This window comes from Pseudomonas sp. 18058 (assembly GCF_902706155.1).
Taxonomy (GTDB): domain Bacteria; phylum Pseudomonadota; class Gammaproteobacteria; order Pseudomonadales; family Pseudomonadaceae; genus Aquipseudomonas; species Aquipseudomonas rustica.
Genome location: NZ_CACSJY010000001.1, coordinates 66,803 through 86,512 on the forward strand (window position 1 = coordinate 66,803; position 19,710 = coordinate 86,512).

At 57.9% G+C, this 19,710-nt stretch carries 14 protein-coding genes; 5 read left to right on the top strand and 9 right to left on the bottom strand.

All coding sequences use genetic code 11. The features are described from left to right. Nucleotides 1-40: 40 nt before the first annotated feature. Genes GVL50_RS00240 through GVL50_RS00250 form a run of 3 tightly spaced genes read right to left on the bottom strand, consistent with a single transcriptional unit; the run spans nt 41 to nt 3,330 of the window. Nucleotides 41-988 carry an HlyD family secretion protein gene (locus tag GVL50_RS00240; protein ID WP_159811320.1) on the bottom strand — a complete coding sequence of 316 codons (948 nt, stop codon included), beginning with the start codon at nt 986-988 and terminating at the stop codon, nt 41-43. Nucleotides 989-992: 4 nt separating this feature from the next. Then, nucleotides 993-1,193, bottom strand: a complete 201-nt coding sequence (locus tag GVL50_RS00245; RefSeq protein ID WP_053119922.1) for a DUF1656 domain-containing protein — start codon at nt 1,191-1,193, stop codon at nt 993-995. Beyond that, nucleotides 1,183-3,330 carry an FUSC family protein gene (locus tag GVL50_RS00250; protein ID WP_256671785.1) on the bottom strand — a complete coding sequence of 716 codons (2,148 nt, stop codon included), beginning with the start codon at nt 3,328-3,330 and terminating at the stop codon, nt 1,183-1,185. Before GVL50_RS00250 ends, GVL50_RS00245 begins: the two co-directional genes overlap by 11 nt. Nucleotides 3,331-3,491: 161 nt before the next feature. Here GVL50_RS00250 and GVL50_RS00255 point away from each other — a divergent pair, with 161 nt between their 5' ends. The 3 genes from GVL50_RS00255 (at nt 3,492) to GVL50_RS00265 (ending at nt 7,991) form a co-directional block, all read left to right on the top strand. Beyond that, complete coding sequence (locus tag GVL50_RS00255; protein WP_159811321.1) at nt 3,492-4,547, top strand: tetratricopeptide repeat protein; 1,056 nt, start codon at nt 3,492-3,494, stop codon at nt 4,545-4,547. A gap of 274 nt (nt 4,548-4,821) precedes the next feature. Beyond that, complete coding sequence (locus GVL50_RS00260; protein WP_053119916.1) at nt 4,822-6,324, top strand: ATPase domain-containing protein; 1,503 nt, start codon at nt 4,822-4,824, stop codon at nt 6,322-6,324. Next, the gene (locus GVL50_RS00265) at nt 6,321-7,991 is read left to right on the top strand and encodes an ATP-binding protein (RefSeq protein ID WP_159811322.1); all 1,671 of its coding nucleotides are present in this window, start codon (nt 6,321-6,323) and stop codon (nt 7,989-7,991) included. The genes GVL50_RS00260 and GVL50_RS00265 overlap by 4 nt, the downstream gene beginning before the upstream one ends. A gap of 7 nt (nt 7,992-7,998) precedes the next feature. On the opposite strand, the gene GVL50_RS00270 is transcribed toward GVL50_RS00265, so the two are convergent. From GVL50_RS00270 to GVL50_RS00295, 6 genes are all read right to left on the bottom strand, one after another. Then, nucleotides 7,999-10,962, bottom strand: coding sequence for an RHS repeat domain-containing protein (locus GVL50_RS00270; protein WP_159811465.1), 2,964 nt, complete (start codon nt 10,960-10,962; stop codon nt 7,999-8,001). A gap of 100 nt (nt 10,963-11,062) precedes the next feature. Beyond that, nucleotides 11,063-11,440: a response regulator gene (locus GVL50_RS00275; RefSeq protein ID WP_053119909.1), complete on the bottom strand. Its 378-nt coding sequence runs from the start codon at nt 11,438-11,440 to the stop codon at nt 11,063-11,065. Between the two features lie 44 nt (nt 11,441-11,484). Next, complete coding sequence (locus tag GVL50_RS00280) at nt 11,485-12,699, bottom strand: hybrid sensor histidine kinase/response regulator (RefSeq protein ID WP_159811323.1); 1,215 nt, start codon at nt 12,697-12,699, stop codon at nt 11,485-11,487. Continuing rightward, a complete protein-coding gene (locus GVL50_RS00285; RefSeq protein WP_053119905.1) occupies nt 12,693-13,286 on the bottom strand; it encodes a chemotaxis protein CheB in 594 nt (197 codons plus the stop codon). The genes GVL50_RS00280 and GVL50_RS00285 overlap by 7 nt, the downstream gene beginning before the upstream one ends. Next, nucleotides 13,283-14,116, bottom strand: coding sequence for a protein-glutamate O-methyltransferase CheR (locus GVL50_RS00290; RefSeq protein WP_053119903.1), 834 nt, complete (start codon nt 14,114-14,116; stop codon nt 13,283-13,285). Before GVL50_RS00290 ends, GVL50_RS00285 begins: the two co-directional genes overlap by 4 nt. Next, a complete protein-coding gene (locus GVL50_RS00295; protein ID WP_159811324.1) occupies nt 14,116-17,607 on the bottom strand; it encodes a response regulator in 3,492 nt (1,163 codons plus the stop codon). Before GVL50_RS00295 ends, GVL50_RS00290 begins: the two co-directional genes overlap by 1 nt. A 252-nt stretch (nt 17,608-17,859) precedes the next feature. Here GVL50_RS00295 and GVL50_RS00300 point away from each other — a divergent pair, with 252 nt between their 5' ends. Both GVL50_RS00300 and GVL50_RS00305 read left to right on the top strand, forming a co-directional pair. Then, nucleotides 17,860-18,228 (top strand): response regulator, encoded by a 369-nt coding sequence (locus tag GVL50_RS00300; protein WP_159811325.1) that lies wholly within the window; start codon nt 17,860-17,862, stop codon nt 18,226-18,228. Nucleotides 18,229-18,296: 68 nt separating this feature from the next. Continuing rightward, entirely contained in the window at nt 18,297-19,586 is a 1,290-nt protein-coding gene (locus tag GVL50_RS00305) for a glycosyltransferase (protein ID WP_159811326.1), read from the top strand. The last annotated feature ends 124 nt before the right edge of the window (nt 19,587-19,710 follow it).

Sequence of the window (19,710 nt, forward strand, 5' to 3'; positions counted from 1 at the left end):
AAGATCAAAAGATCGCAGCCTTCGGCAGCTCCTACAGGGGTTAGTGTGATTCCAGGATCGTGACGGTGGCGGTTGTGCCTGCACGCAAGCGGTTCTTGCCAGCGTAATCCGCGTCAATCACGATCCGCACCGGCACCCGTTGCGCGAGCTTTACCCAGGTGTAACTCGGATTGATGTTGGCCAGCAGTCGACTGCCCGGGGCGTTTTCGCGGTCGGCAATGGCGTAGGCGATGCTCTGCACCGTGCCGCCGAAGGTTTCGCCACTCATCAGCTGCACTTTGACACGATCGCCCTCTTCGATCCTCGGCAGTTTGGTTTCTTCGAAATAACCGCTGATGTAAAAAGAATCACTGTCGACCAGCGCCAACAGCGCGCCACCGGCCACGGCGTAATCACCCTGCCGGGTCAGTAAATTGGTGACGAAACCGCTGACCGGGGATTCAACGCGGGTGCGCTGCAAATCCAGTTCCGCTTGGCTCAGTGCAGCAATAGCCAATTGCACATTGGCCTCGGCCAGCCCGAGATTGGCCTGATTGCGCAACAGATCGGCCTGGGCCACCGCGACGTCGGTGCTGGACTTCTCCCACTCCTCACCGGAAATGGCAAAACCCTGTTTCAACGTGCGCCGCCGACGTTCTTCGCTTTGGCGCTGTTTGAGCAGCGCCTCACTGGCAACAATCGAGGCTTTCGATTGGCCCAGTGTGGCTTTGGACACCTCGACCTCACGTCGCGCATGTTCCACCGCCAGTTTGTAGCGTGCCGGATCAATCTCCATCAGCAATTGGCCTTTATCAACGTGCTGGTTGTCCTGCACTGCCAGACTGACGATGCGCCCGGACACATCGGCCGACAATGTCACCACATCCGCCCTCACCCGGGCATCCCGTGTCCACGGCGCGCGGGTGTAATACTCCCAAGCGAACCAGCCGAGAACGATCGCCAATATCACCACCGCCACGGTCATCATTCTTGCCAACAACATTTTCAAGGGTTCAGGCTCCCATCAACAGAATCAGCGTGGCACAGACACAGGCATACAAGGCGCCTTCGAACAGGGCTTCATGCCAGACCAGGCGCAACACACCCAGACGACGCAGCACCCAATCCAGCAGCAGGAATATCGGAATCGCCAGTAACAGCGCCTGGGCAATGGGCGGCAGGTAGACGCCGCCAACTTCGAAATCAATGGGCAAGGATCGGTTCTCCTTCAACGGTTCCTGCTTGCAGATATTCGCCATGACGTTGCAGGAATGACACGACGATCAGCAACGCCACGCGCATACGAAACACCGAGCCTAGATGTTCGTGACTGGCGACGTGCAATTCGTCCAGCTCATCGCCTAATGCGTGAAGTCGCTCCAGCAATGGCGCCAGTTGCACATCATCACGCGCGGCGACAAACCGCCCGGTGTGGCGCAACGCTGAAGACAAATGCTGGCTGAACGCAGGCGTCACCAGCGTGTTGTTCTGTGCTTGCAGCCGTAGTTGCTGCATCGCCACCCCCAACGCCAGACACGCCAGCGTCACTTCGTAGAGTTGCGGCATCGCTCGGTCATTCACCGCCGGCAAAAGACCCTGCATGCTGGTCAGGCGATCGACCATGCGGCTTTCGAAAGCGAATTGCTGTTCATCGGTGGCCGGCAGCTTGGTCAGTTGATAGACCTGCTCGCGTGCTTCGTTATAGAGGCGACGCAGACGCCACGCCGGACGAAACGGGAAAATCCACGCGTAGACAATCAGCGCCAGCATCGCCGCGCTGACGTAAGCGCCGGCGAACTCAAACCATTGAATTGCGCTGTTCTGACCGGTACCAGCGTTCTGCGGGCCAAGCATCAGAAAACTCGACAAACCCAACCCCATCGCGATGCCCGCCGTGGCCGGACTGGATAACCCCACCGCGATCACATAGAGCAATGGCGCGAGCACCAACGCCAGCATTTCGAAGTTGCTGATCGCTGGCACGATCATGAATTGATAGAGCGCCGACACCAGCAACGCCACGCCCAAGCCACGCGCATAACTCTGCGCAGCCATCAGCGGTCGCGGGAACGTCGCCATCAGTGAACACAGGATGCCGACCAGAATCATCCCGCCGCGCGCACCATCCCACGCCGTTTCGATCCAGATCAGCCCGGCCACCAGCAATGCTGTAAATGCCCGAATCGCGTTCATCGACGCCAAGGTGAAATCCAGATGCAGCGGGCTCTGCTGACCGCGAAACATGCAACTGGCCTCGCGCCCTTCCTGGATCGCATCGCTGAGTTCAAGAATCTGCTCCAGTTGTTGCATCAACCGCGCTTGCTCCCAGCGCAGCGCCCACGCCAGTGAACGCAGAGTGGCGCTCATGTCCTCGGTCAATTGCTCGGCCTTGTAGGCCATTTCATCGAACTGTTGCTGCAGCGTGACGAAGTGGTGCCGGGCCTCCTCAGGCATTGCACGGCCCTGCTGCGCCAACTGATCGAGAAACGCCAGTTCATCGGCGCGTAATCGCTGGATATCCAGCGGTAGATCACCTTCCCAACGCTCGGTGAGCAATTGCCGCTGGTGACGCAGTGCGGTCAGCCGCGACGTCAGCAACATCAGTTGATTGCCCAATAACAGCACCAGATTGTTAGCGCTGCGCAGGCGCGGTGCATCGAAGTACAAATGCCGACGCAGGCCTTCCAGCGCACTGATTTCAGCGAGCACTTGCATTTGCCGACGCTGAAAATCGGCTTCGCTTTCTTCCGTGCGAATCACGGCGGCGGCATGGCCGGCGACCAGTTTGATCACTTGATCAACCTTGGCGAAATAACCCTTGGCCACCGCTTCGGGCCTCGCCGTCAGCAGGCTGACCACACAGACGCAGGCTACCGCCAATAACGTTTCAGTGACTCGGGTGACGGCCAGCAGGAACGTCCCGTCCGGTTCGGGAATCGCCAACAACGCCACCACCACCGCTGTATACCCGCTGAGCACGAATGCCTGCGAACTGGTGTAACGCAACAACGTGCCGCCCGCCGTACACAGTGCCAACCACAACGCGAGCGTTGTAATGAATGGCAGCGGTGCCTGAGGGAAAATCGCCATGATCAGCACTGCCACCGCCGCACCCAGCGTGGTGCCGATCACCTGGCCAAAACTGCGTGCCAGTGCCATCCCGGCCAGCGGCTGGCTGACAATCACCACCGCCATGATCGACCACTTTGGCTGGTCGAGGTCGAACAAAAACGCCAGATACAACGTCAGCAACCCGGCGGCGATGGTGCGCAGACCAAACAGCAGCACAGCCTGACCCGGGTGGATCACCGCTTTGAAATAATTGAACAGGGCTTGCATGGGCACACTCATTAAAAGCAACTCCTGCAAGCGTAGACACTGCATCGCAAGCCGGGCGAGTAATGCATTCGACGCGTGTTGTAGGACGTTTCACAAGGACAAGGTTTGACTCCCGCGCCGAGCTGACCGAAGCTTGCCGCTCTGCTCAAGTCAGCACGTTTCCGGATACCTGCATGCCCCAGTCCCGCCGCTATCTGCTCATCAGCCTTGGCCTCGCATTGATTGTGATCGTCGCCTGGTTGTCACTGCGCAGCACCACTCCGGTTGTCCCCGAAGCGATCAAGCATGGCTACAGCGAAGCTTTGTCGGCGGCGCGTGCCGGTCAGCCGGGGGCGGCGCGGCAGTTGTATCAGCAATTGGGGCGTCCTGATCTGTCGGTGAAACGCCGCGTGTGGCTGCATGCGGAATTGCCCAATTATCCAAGCCCGCAGGCGTTGAAACTGGCCGATGCGGATTTGCAGAGCGAAGCGGCCGATGTTCGCCTGGCCGCGATCAAAAGTGTCGTGGGCCTGGTACCCGGCGGCCAGCGCAGCCTATTGCTCGGGCCGCTGCTGGATGACGAAGATCAATCTGTACGCTTTGCCGCGATCAATGCCCTGCTCGGTTTGACCCCGGATGAGCTGGGGTTGTACTTCGCGCCGCTGGAGCAAGCGATCGACGGCTGGGAGCAAGTCCTCAAGGAGCAACCACCGAGCGCTGCGACCTACGCGCAACTGGCGCGCCTGCACTTGCACAATGCCGAACTCAAGCAAGCGCAGGACGCGCTGGAAAACACTTTGCGCCTGGAGCCGGGCAACTTGCCGGCGCTGGTCATGCAGATTGATGTGCTCGACCGTCAGGGCCAGAGCGACGCTGCCCGACAATTGCTTGCGCAGCAGCTCAAAGCCCAGCCCGATTCGGCGTATCTGCAACATGCTCTCGGCCTATGGTTGCTGCACCATGATCAGCTCGAATTTGCTTTGCTCGGCTTATCCAAAGCCGTCGAACTTGAACCCGACAACAAGGATTATCGCTACGACCTCGCGACCACCCTGCACAGTGCTGAAGAACTGGAAGCCGCGCAGAATCAGTTGCAGGAAATCGTTCAGCGCCATCCTGCCGACCGCAAGGCGCGGGTGTTGCTGATCAATTACTGGAAAGAAAGCGGTCAATTGCAGAACGTGCAGGTTTTGCTGGCACAACTGGAACAGCTCAATCCGGATGATCCTGCTTTGCAACAGGGCCTCTAAACCTCAAGCACCCTGACCGAATTCACCACTGCCTGTGGCGAGGGGATTTATCCCCGTTGGGTCGCGCAGCGGCCCCTCTTCACCAAAAGCAGGGCCTGCTGCGCACGCCAACCGGGATAAATCCCCTCGCCACAAAATCCTGCCTCAGCTTTTTGTGTTCGCCGTAAACTTTCAAGAAGAAAGAGCGGAACTGCCATCACGGCCCAAGGTCAAGTAATCAGGCAGCTCAATCGAGTCAGCTGCCTCGCTTCCCCTAGTCATGAGAGGGCATTTTTTGTCTACATCTAACGAGTTGATCAGTGCAAAAGCCGCCACCGGCATTGTGGGCCTGGATGACATCCTGGCCGGTGGCTTATCGCGCGGGCATGTTTTCCTGCTGGAAGGAGAACCCGGAACCGGTAAAACCACGGTCGCTTTGCATTTTCTAATGGCCGGCGCGAAAGCCGGCGAACGCTCGTTGTACATCACGCTGTCGGAAACCGAGAATGAATTGCGCCAGGGTGCGCTCTCCCACGGCTGGGAGCTGGATGAGAACATCAAGATTTTTGAGCTGACGCCACCGGAAAGCCTGCTCAATGCCGAGCATCAGCAGAGCTTGCTGTACTCCTCCGATTTGGAGTTGGGCGAAGCAACCAAGCAGATTTTCGAAGCGGTCGAACGCTTCAAACCGACCCGCGTCGTGCTCGATAGCCTGTCGGAGATCCGTCTGCTGGCGCAAAGCTCTTTGCGCTATCGCCGGCAGATTCTGGCAATCAAACATTACTTCGTGCGCTACAACGCTACCGTACTGTTGCTCGACGACTTGACCACCGAGTCCCTCGACAAAACCGTGCACAGCGTGGCCCACGGCGTGATTCGTCTGGAAGAACTGACCCCAAACTATGGCGCCGAGCGCCGCCGCGTGCGGGTGGTCAAATACCGCGGTCAGAAGTATCGCGGAGGCTTCCACGACTTCACCATCATGGGTGACGGCGTTCACGTATTCCCAAGGCTGGTCGCCGCCGAACACCGTGGAGAATATGCACGCCTGCAGCTCACCAGCGGCATCAAAGAGCTGGACGCCCTGCTCGGCGGTGGCATCGAAACCGGTTCCAGCACACTGATTCTCGGCCCGGCCGGTACCGGTAAATCGCTTATCTCGATGATCTTTGCCGCTGCGGCAGTGACGCGTGGCGAAAAAGCCGCGCTGTTCATTTTCGATGAAGAACTGGGTTTGCTGTTCGAGCGCATGAGAAATATCGGCATCGACCTCAAGGCCCTGCAAGCGACCGGCAATCTGTTGATCGAACAGGTAGACGCCGCCGAACTGTCGCCGGGCGAGTTTTCCCACCGCGTGCGACGCTGCGTCGATGAAGGCGAAATCAAAACCGTGGTGATCGACAGCATAAACGGCTATCAAGCCGCGATGCCGGAAGAAAATGCCCTGGTGCTGCACATGCACGAGTTGCTGCTGTACCTTAACCGCAAAGGCGCGGCGACGTTTATGACGGTCGCCCAACATGGTCTGGTCGGCGATATGCAAGCGCCGGTCGACATCACTTACCTGGCCGACACGGTGATTCTGTTGCGTTACTTCGAAGCCCTCGGCAAAGTCCGGCGGGCGATTTCCATCATCAAGAAACGCACCGGCAGCCACGAATCGACCATTCGCGAATACCGCATTTCCACGCAGGGCATGACCATTGGTGAACCGCTGGAAGCCTTCCAGGGCGTGCTTCGTGGCGTACCGACTTACCTCGGCGCGAGCAAACCGCTGCTGCAGGAAGATAACTTGTGACGGTGGCTACGCCGCTGGCCGAACGGGCGCTCATTCTGGCGCCCGTGGGTCGCGACAGCCAAATTGCGCTGATGATCCTTAATGAAGCTGGATTTGGTGGTTTGATCACGCCGGATCTGGCGACACTGTGTTCGCAACTGGAACCTGGCGCCGGGTTGTTGTTGATTGCCGCGGAAGCGTTGCGTGGCCCGGAGCTGGAGGTGTTGTTCCAGCATCTGGAGCAACAACCGGCCTGGTCGGATCTACCGATCGTGCTGCTCACTCATCACGGCGGACAGGAACAAGGCCCTTCGTCGCAACTGAGCAGCCTGCTGGGCAACGTGTCATTCCTTGAGCGCCCTTTCCACCCGGCCACGTTGGTCAGTATGGTCTCCGCCGCCCTGCGCGGTCGACGACGACAATATGAAGCCCGCGACCGCTTGATCGATCTGAGTGAAAGCGAACGGCGTCTGCAATCGACACTGGAAACCCTCGAACAACAGGTCGAGGAACGCACCGCGCAACTTCGCCACAACGAAGAAGCGTTGCGCCAGTCGCAGAAGATGGAAGCGGTCGGCCAGCTCACGGGCGGCATCGCCCACGACTTCAATAATATGCTCACCGGGATCATCGGTAGCCTTGAGTTGCTGCGCCGGCGACTTGCGCGTGGACGTCTGGATGATCTCGACAGCCTGATCGATCTGGGCGTGACCTCTGCCAACCGCGCCGCTGGCCTGACCCATCGGCTGCTGGCGTTCTCTCGTCGGCAGTCGCTTGATTCCAAAGCCGTACAGATGAATACCCTTGTGCTGTCGATGGGCGAGCTGCTGCAACGCAGTCTCAACGAAAGCATCCAGCTGGACATGCGCCTGAACGACAAATTGTGGGTCGCCGAGGCCGATCCGAATCAATTGGAAAGCGCCCTGCTCAACTTGGTGATCAACGCCCGCGATGCCATGCCCGAGGGTGGCAAATTGATCGTCGAAACCAGCAATCAGGTGCTGCATCGCGAATTCACCGAGGCCTACAGCAACCTTGAGCCCGGCGATTACGTGATGCTCAGCGTCACCGACAATGGCGGCGGCATGCCGCAAAGCGTGATCAACCGCGCGTTCGATCCGTTCTTCACCACCAAACCAATCGGCCAGGGCACCGGGCTCGGTCTGTCGATGATTTACGGCTTCAGCAAACAGTCACGCGGGCATGTCTCGATTGACAGCGAAATCGATCAAGGCACCACGGTGAAACTCTACCTGCCGCGCTTCCGTGGTGAAGAGCTGGAACAACCCGATACCGATATTCAGCAAGCGCCGGATGCAATCAACGGTGAAACAGTGTTGATCGTCGAAGATGACCCCGCCGTTCGCGTGCTGGTCAGCGCGGTTTTGAGCGAGTTGGGTTATGCCTTCGTCGAGGCCGGAGATGCCGACGGTGCAGTGCCGATTCTGAATTCGGCACAGCGTATTGATCTGCTCATCAGCGATGTTGGCCTGCCGGGCATGAATGGTCGGCAGTTGGCCGAGATTGGTCGTCAATATCGGCCGGGGTTGAAGGTGCTGTTTATCACTGGATATGCCGAACACGCGGCCGTGCGCGGCGGGTTCCTCGATCCGGGAATGCAGATGATCACCAAGCCGTTCACTTTTGACCTTCTGACGGCGAAGGTCAGGGAGATGATTCGGCAGTAACGCCGAATCAGACATTCATCGGTTGCATTTCGATGCCGATGCCGTGTCTACGTCGACTTCGAGCCATTCGCTTATCTTTAGCGGCTTGCTGATTTCTTGCAGTACTCGCTTTCGTGGTTGTTTCGTTGGGAATAGCGTTAACCTCATGCCAGGCCATTCCCGACAGCACTTTTTCTCCCACAATTGCATCCAGTTCGTTGACCACCTGCAAGTTCCCAAAGCCTCCTCGTAGGGTCGGATCGACGTGCGAATCCGCTAAGCCAATATCAATACCTCGGTTGATCGCGTCGTTACCAAAACCGTAGAGGGAAGACATTGCCGTATCGTGAGCGAAGGTCTTAACTATTGTTTTACCATCCGCAACGGTTGGCAGACTCCACGCCGAATGTTTACTCTCGTTGTAACTGGCGGGCACAACGTCTGTAGAGCGAATAGCGTCGCCGACAAAGCTTTTCAGCGCACCATTTCCGGCTGATCTCAACAGTGGGTAATCACTGTTTTTCAAACCACCGAGCCACATTCCTTCTACGAAATTTACGGCAAGATTGGTCGCGATGTTGACGGCTTGCGAGGCTAGCGTGGCATTACCGTCATAGGTGATGGAGGGGCCAAGCGGAGAAATGACCCTACCGGTCAATACGCCACCCAGATCTTTTGCAACGTCACTCAACGTGCCAATCGGATCTGAACTGAGAAAGCCACCTGCAAATCCCGCAACAGAGCCCGCTACTCCCATGGCACCTACCGCCATCATTTTACGTCGACCCGTGACACCGGCGCTCTGAAGAGCGTGCGCGGTCAGGCCGGCGGCAGCGTAACCTCCGGCAGCACCACTCATTCCCGCTGCCAGCCAGCGCACATACGGCCCGATTGTAGCGTTCAGTGCCTGCTTCGCGACGTATTTGAAACCGTACCCCGCACTCCCTTTGACGATGCCTCGCGCTATCCCTGACGGCATGGCTTTTGCGCGGTCAGGCCAGTTCACGCGCGTTTTTGCCAACCCTTGAAAGTCAACAAACCCGATCGGATTACCCCCCACCATCTGATACAAATTCAACCCATCGCTCACACCCGCAGGATCCGCACTCAGCCATCGCTGGCGCCAAGGCATGTAATAGCGAAACCCGTAGTAATACAGTCCGGTTGCGTCCCGCTCCTGCCCCGAATAACGCAACGTCCGATAACCGGCTTCAACCTTGTCGCGCCCGGCCCACCAGGCTGTTCCGCCATAGGGGTAGAAACTTTCCTGGCTAATGAGTTGGGCGTCGACATCCAGTTCCAGACTGCTGGAAGCCAGATGATCGGTCAAAAGATAACGGTGTTGATCATCAGCAACATGCGCTGGCCGGCCTTTTTCCCAGTGCAGGATCTGCACGGTGCAACGCCCGGCCTGAACGCTGATGACGTGTACGGTTTCTTCGGGAGCTGTGCGAATTTCAACGCCTGGCAGATAGCGGGTTTCATGAGTACGGGTTCGGCGAGAACTGTAGGCCGTGCGAATTTTTCGCAGACGCTGGCCTGCGCCGTCGTAAACATAGCGCTCTGAATCGTTGGGCTCACCCTCACGTAGAACCTGATCGACCTGACACAACTGATTACGGCCATTCCACAGCAGATTCTGGCCTTGCTGCAGCAATTTAAGGTTGCCGTTGGGGTCGTATCCGGCGTTGATTTCGCCCTCCCCTGGCGGCTCACCGTTCGCTGAGTACGGCAAACTCCGATTGCTTGCCGCGGCAACGGCGGTGCGCTCACTGCGCTGACCACTGTCAGCCACGTGCTGCAACGTCAGCAAATTCCCGCCACTGTCGTAAGCAAACGTCTGACGATAATTTTCCAGCTGACTTGAGTCGGGCGGCGATATGAATTCCGGCAACAATGGCCCACCCGGAGTGTTGACGCACTGCCGGCCACTGGCTTCGATCAATTGATAAAGCGAGTCGTAACGGTAAGTGTTGAGTGGCGCGACTCGCTGATTGCGGAAGTAGCGGATGGGCTGGGCGCTATCACTGATGCTGAGCAGGTTGCCGACGGGATCGTAGGCATATGTCAGGTTCTGTATCGGCGACTGGTTCGTGTTTTGCGTGATCAACGTGCTCAATCGGCCATTTTCCGCATCAAAAGTAGCGCGCGTGACCACGCCATTTCCTGCAGTTTGTTGCTCGATCTGCCCTTCGGCGTTGTAGCGAATGTTGCCCACCAGCGTGCTGAACCCGGCAGCGCCCTGCAGTTTCAGGCAAGTTTCTGACAACTCTCCAGCCCGCGTTTGCCGCAGCAGTTGTTCATTGCCCAACGCATCAACATGACGGATCTGATCACCTGCGGCGTTGTTGTCCGTGCGCGTTAGCGCTCGTTCAGGTTCCAACAGGTTGTCCCGTCCGATTTCATCTTCCGGCCAGTCAGGGGCATCAAGCGCCTGGAGAAAGCGTCGGGACTGCTCAAGGGCGGAGCCGGAAAGACTGCACTCGAGAAGAAACACCGTCCCTCCCCGATCATCATGGCGGACGATCTGACCGCAAAGATTGTGCTGTGCAGATTCGGGGCTGCCGTCGGCATAGTCATAGCACTCGCTGCGCTGTAGCGCTTCGCCCGCTTCCTGCTCGAAAAGAAACGCTGGGCGCAGTAACGCATCATGCACAACACGACGGTGGCTGAGTTTCTGATCCCAGCTTTCCAGTGGCTGCCCACTGGCGCCGGTCAGGCTCAAGCGCCAACCGGCATCAACATTGACGGACAGCAAGGAGGCGCCGGACAGGCTAGTCAGGGTCGTCTGATTGGCAGGCGCGGAGGCGCTTTTAAACAGCGAAAAGAGCCGTGGATCGCGGCGATGGCTGGTACGGGTGTGGCGATCAAGGATCGTTTGAGTAATACGCGCCTGAGGTGCATCGAGTGCCGACTGCCGCCAATAAACTACGGCGCGAATGGGTGCACCACAGGGGTCAATCACGGCTAATGCCGGTGTGCCACGATCCATGAAACTCAACCCCGAAACGGATTTCAGGGTTTATAACGATCCATTACGATCGCGTCGTCAACTGTCAGAAATTACAGGTACGCCGCCAACCGCCCTGTTTTCAGGCCAATAGCTCCTGAATTTTCTCCTGCAGGACATCCAGATCAAACGGTTTTTCCAGAATCGGAGCCTTGCGCGTGATCGGGCTGCCGGTTTCGCGGATCTCCTGCGGGTAACCGCTGATGAAGATCACTTTTAGATCCGGTCGCAATTTGACGGCAGGCTCGGCGATCTGTACGCCGGAAATACCGCCAGGCAGACGGAAATCAGTGATCAGGACATCCAGATGCGGCTTGCTCGCCAGAATCTCGAACGCCTGCTCGCCGCTTTCCGCTTGCAACACGCGGTAACCCTGGCCCGACAGGTAATCGGTCAGGACCATCAAGATAACCGGTTCGTCCTCGACGACGAGTACTACATCTTGTGCATCTACGCTCATGGGAAGCCTTTGTTCGGTCAATAGCTGCTGATACGACCGTGCGGTCAATCAGAGGTTGCGTCAGATTTGCCGTTTTCCTCGATCGGCAGACAAACGCGAAACAGGGCGCCCTCGTTGATTTCACTCTCGACGACGATGGAGCCGCCATGGGCGGCGACGATCTGCTCGGAAATGAACAGACCCAGCCCGAGCCCGGCGACTACCGTCTTGGCGGACACCCGTTCGAACTGTTGGAAAATTCGCTTCTGATTCTCGGCGCTGATGCCGATGCCATTGTCCTCGACCTCGATGCGCGCCTCATCGCCTTCGCGGTAAACACGCACCTTGACCGGGCTGCGACCACCGTAACGCAAGGCATTGGTGATCAGGTTCGACACCACTTGCTCGATGCGGAACTCGTCCCAGTGACCTTCGACCGGCTCTGGCGCCGTGAACGATACTTCGGTTTCCGCCGCGTCGATCTGTTGCGCAAAGTTCTGCAACAGATTGCTGACTAACTGCACCAGATCGAAACGGTTCGGCCGGATCGACAGCTTGCCGGTGCGGATGCGCGAAACATCAAGCATGTCTTCGATCAAGCGGATGAGGCTTTTGATCTGCCGCTCGTCGCGATCGACCATGGCGTGCATCTTGTCGAGGGTGAACGCCGACGCGTTGTCCCGTGCCAGGTGCATCTTGCGCAGCTGCGTTTCGAGTATCAGGCCATTGAGCGGCGTACGCACTTCGTGGGCGACGATTGACATGAAGTCATCGCGCATCCGCACCGCCTGCTCCAGCTCCGACTGAGTGCTCTGCAACTGTTGCAACAGCGCTTCCTGCTCCCGACGGGCCTGCTCCAGCGCTTCGACCTGCTGTTTCATCGCCTTGCTCTGGCGGTACAGATCGACAAAAACGTTGACCTTGCTTTTCACCGCATGGATATCCAGCGGCTTGTGCAGGAAGTCGACCGCACCGCTCTCGTAACCCTTGAACGCGTAGTTCAATTCACGACCGGCGGCGCTGACGAAGATAATCGGGATGTTCTTGGTTTTCTCGGTGCCGCGCATCAACTCGGCGAGTTCGAAGCCGTTCATCCCCGGCATCTGCACGTCGAGGATGGCCATGGCGAATTCGTGCTGCAGCAGCAACGACAACGCTTCGTCCGCGGACAACGCCTTGTAGACGGTGCGGTCTTCGCGTTTGATCAAGGCTTCGAGCGCCAGCAGGTTTTCCGGCAGATCGTCGACGATCAGCAATTTGGCTTGAATATTACTCAGCATGCGATTCGTTCCAGCTCGACAAGCAGACGGCCGATGCCGTTAAGGGTTAGGACATGATCGGGCTGCTGAATGTTCAGCGCAGCCTGAGGCATGGTGGCGACTTGCGCCTCTTGCGGATCCTGGACAATGGTCAGGCCTCCGCGACGTTTGACTTGTGCCAGCCCGCGCGCACCGTCGTGATTGGCGCCGGTCAGCAATACAGCGGCCAGCTTCGAGCCGTAGGCATCAGCGGCGGACTCGAACAGGTAATCAATCGAAGGCCGCGAGTAATGCACACGATCCTCAAGGCTCAGCGACAGGCTGCGATCCTGCTCCACCGACAGGTGATAGCCCGGTGTGGCGAAATACACGGTGCCAGCAGCAATGTCCTGCTTGTCGATCGCCTCGTGCACCGGCATGTCCAGACGCCGCGCGAAGACTTCGGCCAATTGGCTGCGACGCTCTTCGGGCAAGTGCAGCACAACGATAATCGGCAGCACAAACCCACTGCGCAGTGGGCCGAGCACGCTCAGCAACGCCTCAACGCCACCGGCGGAAGCACCGACCACAATCGCCTCGACGCGAGGTAAAGCCACGGCCTCGTTCATGTTTTGCGGTAAATCCGTTCTTGTTTGACCAACGGCTCGAACTGATTGGCATAGCTGGAAAAATCCAGCGTCTCTTTACTGCCGAGCACCAGAAAACCACGATGGCACAGCGATTCATGGAACAGCCCGAAGGCGCGATCCTGCAACTTCTTGTTGAAATAGATCAGCACGTTGCGGCAAGAAATCAGTTGGGTTTCGGAGAACACGCTGTCGGTCGCCAGGCTGTGGTCGGCAAACGTCACGTTCTCGCACAGCGTTTTGTCGAATATCGCGTAGCCATACGCGGCAGTGTAGTACTCGGCAAATGAACGCTGACCGCCGGCCTGCTGGTAGTTGGCGGTATAGGCACGGACGTTCTCCATCGAGAAAATGCCCTGCTTGGCCTTGTCCAGCGAGCGCGGATTGATGTCCGTGGCGTAAATGATCGTGCGATCGAGCAGGCCTTCTTCGCGCAGCAGTATCGCCATCGAATAGACCTCCTCACCCGTGCTGCAGCCGGCGATCCAGATTTTGATCGACGGATAGGTGCGCAGCAACGGCACTACTTCCTTGCGAATCGCGAGGAAGTGCGAAGGATCACGAAACATCTCGCTGACCGGGATCGTCAGCAGTTGCAGCAACTGCATGAACGCGGTCGGGTCGTGCAGAACCTTTTCCTGCAACGCCGAAATGGTCGCGCACTCGAACTGGCTCAACGCGTGCTGCACCCGGCGCTTGATCGAAGCGCCCGAGTAATCGCGAAAATCGTAGCTGTACTTGAGGTAGATCGCCTCAATCAGCAAACGTAATTCGATTTCGCTGTTTCGTTCGGCTGGACTGCTGCCTTCCACTAAATACGTTCCATCTTCGGTAACCACACACGAATCAGCGAGAACAGGCGATCCAGGTCAATGGGCTTGGCCAGATAATCGTTGGAACCCGCTTGCAGGCAGCGCTCCTGATCGTCCTTCATGGCCTTGGCCGTCACCGCAATGATTGGCAGCTTGCGCCAGCGCGGATCCTTGCGGATTTCAATGGTGGCTTCGAAACCATCCATTTCCGGCATCATCACGTCCATCAACACCAGATCGATGTCCTCGACTTCATTCAGTTTTTCAATCGCTTCGCGGCCATTACGACCGATCACCACGACTGCGCCTTTTGTTTCCAGAGCACTGGTCAGGGCGAAAATGTTGCGTACATCGTCGTCCACCAGCAGGATCTTGCGACCCTCGAAGACCTTGTCGCGGCTGCGCGCGGTCTTGAGCATCTTCTGCCGTTCATGGGACAACTGCGATTCGACTTTGTGCAAAAAGAGTGTGACCTCGTCGAGCAAACGCTCAGGCGAACGCGCACCCTTGATGATGATCGAGCGCGAATACTTGCGCAGATCGGCCTCTTCATCGCGGGTCAGGTTGCGCCCGGTGTAAACGATGACCGGCGGGAACGAGCAGATGTCCTCAGTGGCCATGCGTTTGAGCAGATCGTTGCCAAGCATGTCTGGCAGCTTCAAGTCGATGATCATGCAGTCGTAAACCGTCTCGCGCAGCCGCTCCAGGGCGTCTTGCGCCAGACCGACGGCGGTGATTTCGATGTCCTCGTCGCCAATCAATCGCGCGATGCTTTCGCGCTGCAAATCGTCGTCTTCAACCAACAGCACGCGTTTGACCTTTTGCGTCAGCTTCGCTTCGAGACGCGCGAACACGTCTTTCAGCTCTTCGCGGGTGGTCGGTTTGACCGCGTAACCGATGGCGCCCATGTGCATCGCGGCTTCAACGCGGTCTTCGACCGAAATCACGTGCACCGGGATGTGGCGGGTTTCGGCGCGTTCTTTCAGACGCTGCAGGACAGTGAGACCCGAGTGATCGGGCAGGCGCATGTCGAGGAGGATGGCGTCCGGAATAAACTCTTTCGCCAGGTCATAGCCTTCATCCGCGCCGTGAGCAACCAGGCACTGATAGCCCAACTCGTGGGCCAGGTCATAAAGGATATGGGCGAAATTCGGTTCGTCTTCCACCACCAGAATGCAGCGTGTGGCGAATGGAGCTTTATCGCGGTCATCGGCGAAGCGCGGAATGTGAACCGGGGCCAATGGCGAGACGATCGGCGCCAAAGGTACAGGCGCGGTCGGCGCTGGCGGCGTAAACGTTAAAGGTGCAGTCGAGATTTCGCCCGACTCGCTGTACTGCAGCGGCAGCAACAGGGTGAACACGCTGCCCTGCCCCGGCGTGCTGCTGACGCTGATCGAACCGCCCAGCAACGTTGCCAGATCGCGGGAAATCGACAGGCCCAACCCGGTGCCGCCGTACTTGCGGTTGGTGGTGCCGTCGGCCTGACGGAACGCTTCGAAAATGCTTTCCTGCTGATCCGCCGCGATGCCGATCCCCGAATCACGCACGATAAACGCGATCTGGTCATTCGGCTGGCCGGCAATGGTCAGGCTGACCGCGCCTTTCTCGGTGAACTTGACGGCGTTGGACAGCAGGTTTTTGATCACCTGCTCCAGACGCTGCCGGTCGGTGAACATCATGCCTGGCGTGCCCGGCTGCAAATCGACGGTGAAGGTCAGCTGTTTGTCTTTGGCCATCGGCTCGAACACGCCACGCAGGCCATCGGCCAGACGCGCAACACTGGTGTTCTCCGGGATCACTTCAAGCTTGCCGGCCTCGACCTTGGAAATGTCCAGAATGTCGTTGATCAGGTTGAGCAGATCGTTGCCGGCCGAATAGATCGACTCGGCAAACTTCACCTGTTCGGCGCTGAGATTGTCCTGCGGGTTTTCCGCCAGCAGTTTGGCCAGGATCAACGAACTGTTCAGCGGCGTGCGCAGTTCGTGGGACATGTTGGCGAGGAATTCGGATTTGTATTTGCTTGAACGCTGCAACTCTTCGGCGCGCTCTTCGAGCTGTACCTGCGCCTGATTGAGGGCGGTGTTCTTCTCATCCATGGCGTCGCGCTGCTCGGCCAGTGTCTGCGCCTGCTCGGCGAGCTGCTCGTTGGTCTGCTCCAGCTCGACTTGCTGGGTTTCCAGATGCGCCTGAGATTCCTTGAGGATCCGCGATTGTTCTTCCAGCTCTTCGTTGGCGGTTTTCAGCTCTTCCTGCTGCACCTGCAACTCTTCGTTGAGCTGCTGGGTCTCGGCCAGCACTTCCTGCAAACGCTGACGGTAACGCGCGGCCTCGATGGAGGTGCCAATGTTGCCGGCAATCAGCTCCAGCAATTCGATGTCACGGTCGTTGAGCGGGCGCAGGAAACCGAGTTCGATCACCCCATTGACCCGATCATCATCGCTAGTCGGAACCACCAGCACACTGTGCGGCAAACCCTCACCCAGCCCGGAGCTGACTTTGAAATAGTCGACCGGCACTGAATCCAGACGGATCAGACGCGACGTTTGTGCCACTTGGCCGACGATGCCTTCGCCACTGTAAATCGATTGATCCTGTTCTTCCTGCTCGCGGGAGAAGCCGTAAGTGGCCACGCGCTTGAGCCCGCCGTGTTCTTCACGGACATAAAGAGCGGCTACGGCGGTACCGAGGTATTGCGCGCAGAACTGCAGAATGTTGCGGCCCAGCAGATTGAGGGTCAGTTGCCCCAGCACTTGCTCGGCCAGTTCGGTCTGACCGTTGCGCAGCCATGCCTGCTGCTCCAGACGTTCGGCGCTGGCCTGTTGTGCGGCGAGATTGGCGCTGTAGTTTCCCGACAACGTCATCAGGTCACGACGGCCAATGTAGGCCAGCAAACCACTGATACCGGCGATAAACAGCAGGTACAGGCTGATGCTCCAGATCGTCGTACGGCGCACGTCCTCATTACGCGTAGTGCGCAGGACTTGCTCGGTTTCAATCACATCTTCGAATTGCTTACGGATTTCGTCGGTCAGGCGCTTGCCCCGCCCAGCCTTCACCGCGCCCCGATAATCGCCGCTGGATCGCTGCAGATCGATCATCGATTGCGCGTAATTGGCCCATTCAGTCTGCAAGGCCTCAAGGCGACGCAAACGATCGGTTTGCACCGGGTTGTCGATGGTCAGTTCGGTCAGGGTTTTCAGCGCTACGGCAATGCGCGGCCTGGCCGTCTCGTACGGATCAAGGAAATGCTCGTCGCCGCTGAGCAGGAAGCCGCGCATGCCGGTTTCCAGGTCAACGGTGAGTTTCACCGCTTCGTTGGCGTTATTGATCACCCGGTCGGTGTGTTCCACCCACTGGATGACCGACAGCAAATAAGTGATCAGCGACACGAAAAACACGGCACTGAGCACACCGACGCCCAGCGGCAGACCGATGTTGCGGCTTAGAAGTTTGCGAAACCGTTGCTCATCAACCGAAGACGGAGTGGACATGGGGCAGCCTTGTCGAACTGTTGAAAACCCGAGAGTTTGCCCCAAAACCCCGGCATGGATCCATTTTTCTCATCGCTTTTGCCGCATTTTTCTACATTTGCCAGCGCTATCACAGCGACCAACCGGTATCCTTGCCGCTATTCTTTTTTGTATCCGTTCGGGAACTTGTGGCTATGCGCCACTTACTCATGCAAGAGCCCGGCATTTTTGATCGACCGGCGCCCCCGAATTCACCCCTTGAGAGCCTTTATTATGCCCGCCACCTCCGCCACCATCCTTGTCGTAGAAGACGACGACATCGTGCGTATGCTCATCGTCGATGTGTTGGAGGAACTGGAATTCAGTGTGCTCGAGGCGGACGGCAGCGAGCAGGCGCTGGAGAAACTCGCGGATAGCGGTCAGCACATTGATCTGATGATGACCGACGTTGGTTTGCCCGGCATGGACGGCAAGCAACTGGCCACTGAAGCGCGCAAACTGCGCCCTTCTCTGCCGATCCTGTTCGCCAGCGGCTACGCCGAAACCATCGAGGTCCCGGCGGACATGCACGTGATCGGCAAACCCTTCTCAATCGATCAACTGCGCGACAAGGTCAAGGCTGTCCTCAACCAGGGCAACTAAGACCCAGGCTGGCTGTGGTTTAATTGCGCCCCGTTTTTGGCCACAGCCCGTCTCAAGGAAATACCCGCATGCACCAGCCCCACCCCACCAAAGTCCTGGTTATTGGCTACGTCTGGCCGGAACCACGCTCTTCGGCTGCCAGTGGGCACGTCATGCAAATCCTTGAAACGTTTTTGCAGCAAGGTTGGGAGATCACCTTCAGCAGCCCTGCCGGCCCTGGCGAGCACAAGGCTGATCTGGCCGAACTGGGCATTCGCGAAGTGCCTATCGAGCTAAACAGCAGCACATTCGATACCTTTATTACTGAGCTCGCGCCGGATATCGTCCTGTTTGACCAGTTCATGATGGAAGAACAGTTCGGCTGGCGTGTTGAAAAGCACTGCCCTGATGCCTTGCGCGTACTCGAGACCTCCGACCTGCAAAGCCTGCGTCATGCTCGTCATCAGCGTCTTAAAGATCGCCTGAAGGCCAGCGCCGACGAAAACGACTTCAGCGAACTGTTCGCGCCGGCACTGCGCGAAGAGTTCGATCTGATGGCCAACACCGATCTGGCCAAACGGGAAATCGCCGCGCTGTATCGCTGCGACCTCAACCTGATGATCTCCGAAGTGGAGATCCAGCTGCTGCAAGACCAGTTCGGTTTACCGGCAGATTTGCTGCACTGGTGTCCGCTGATGATCGATCCGCCGACTGCCACGCCTCGGACTTTCGATGATCGCGAACACTTCCTGAGCATTGGCAACTTCCGTCACGCGCCCAACTGGGACGCGGTGCTCTGGATGAAGTCGACCGTCTGGCCCTTGATCCGCGCGCAATTGCCCAAGGCGCAACTACACCTTTATGGTGCCTACACGCCGCCGAAAGCCACGGCGCTGCACAATCCTGCGCAAGGCTTTCATGTGATGAACTGGGCAGAGGATGCGTTGCAAGTAATGTCCGAGGCCCGCGTATGCCTGGCGCCGCTGCGTTTCGGTGCCGGGATCAAGGGCAAACTGGTCGATGCAATGCTCTGTGGTACGCCAAGCGTAACCACGCCGATTGGAGCGGAAGCCATGCACGGCGATCATTCGTGGCCAGGGGCGGTCAGTGTTTCGGCGCAAGCACTGGCGGATGAAGCGGTTCGGCTATACCGCGATGAGGCGCATTGGCAGAAGGCGCAATCGGCGGGATACTTATTATTAGCGGATCGTTATCAACACGCTGTGCACGGCCCGGCGCTGATCAACAAATTACTGCATTGCACAAACAACTTATCGCAACTTAGAACCAACAATTTCACTGGCAGCATGTTGCGCCATCACTTGCACAAGAGCACTCAATACATGTCGCAGTGGATTGAAGCAAAGAACTCGAAATAGCCGCAATTTACACACTTCGCATTACTCCGACGCTTGGCGCAGCCTGCGCCAGGCCTTATAAAAACCCTGCACTTTTCGCACTAATGCAACCAGCGTTAATGTGCGACTTAAATAACCCACCGAT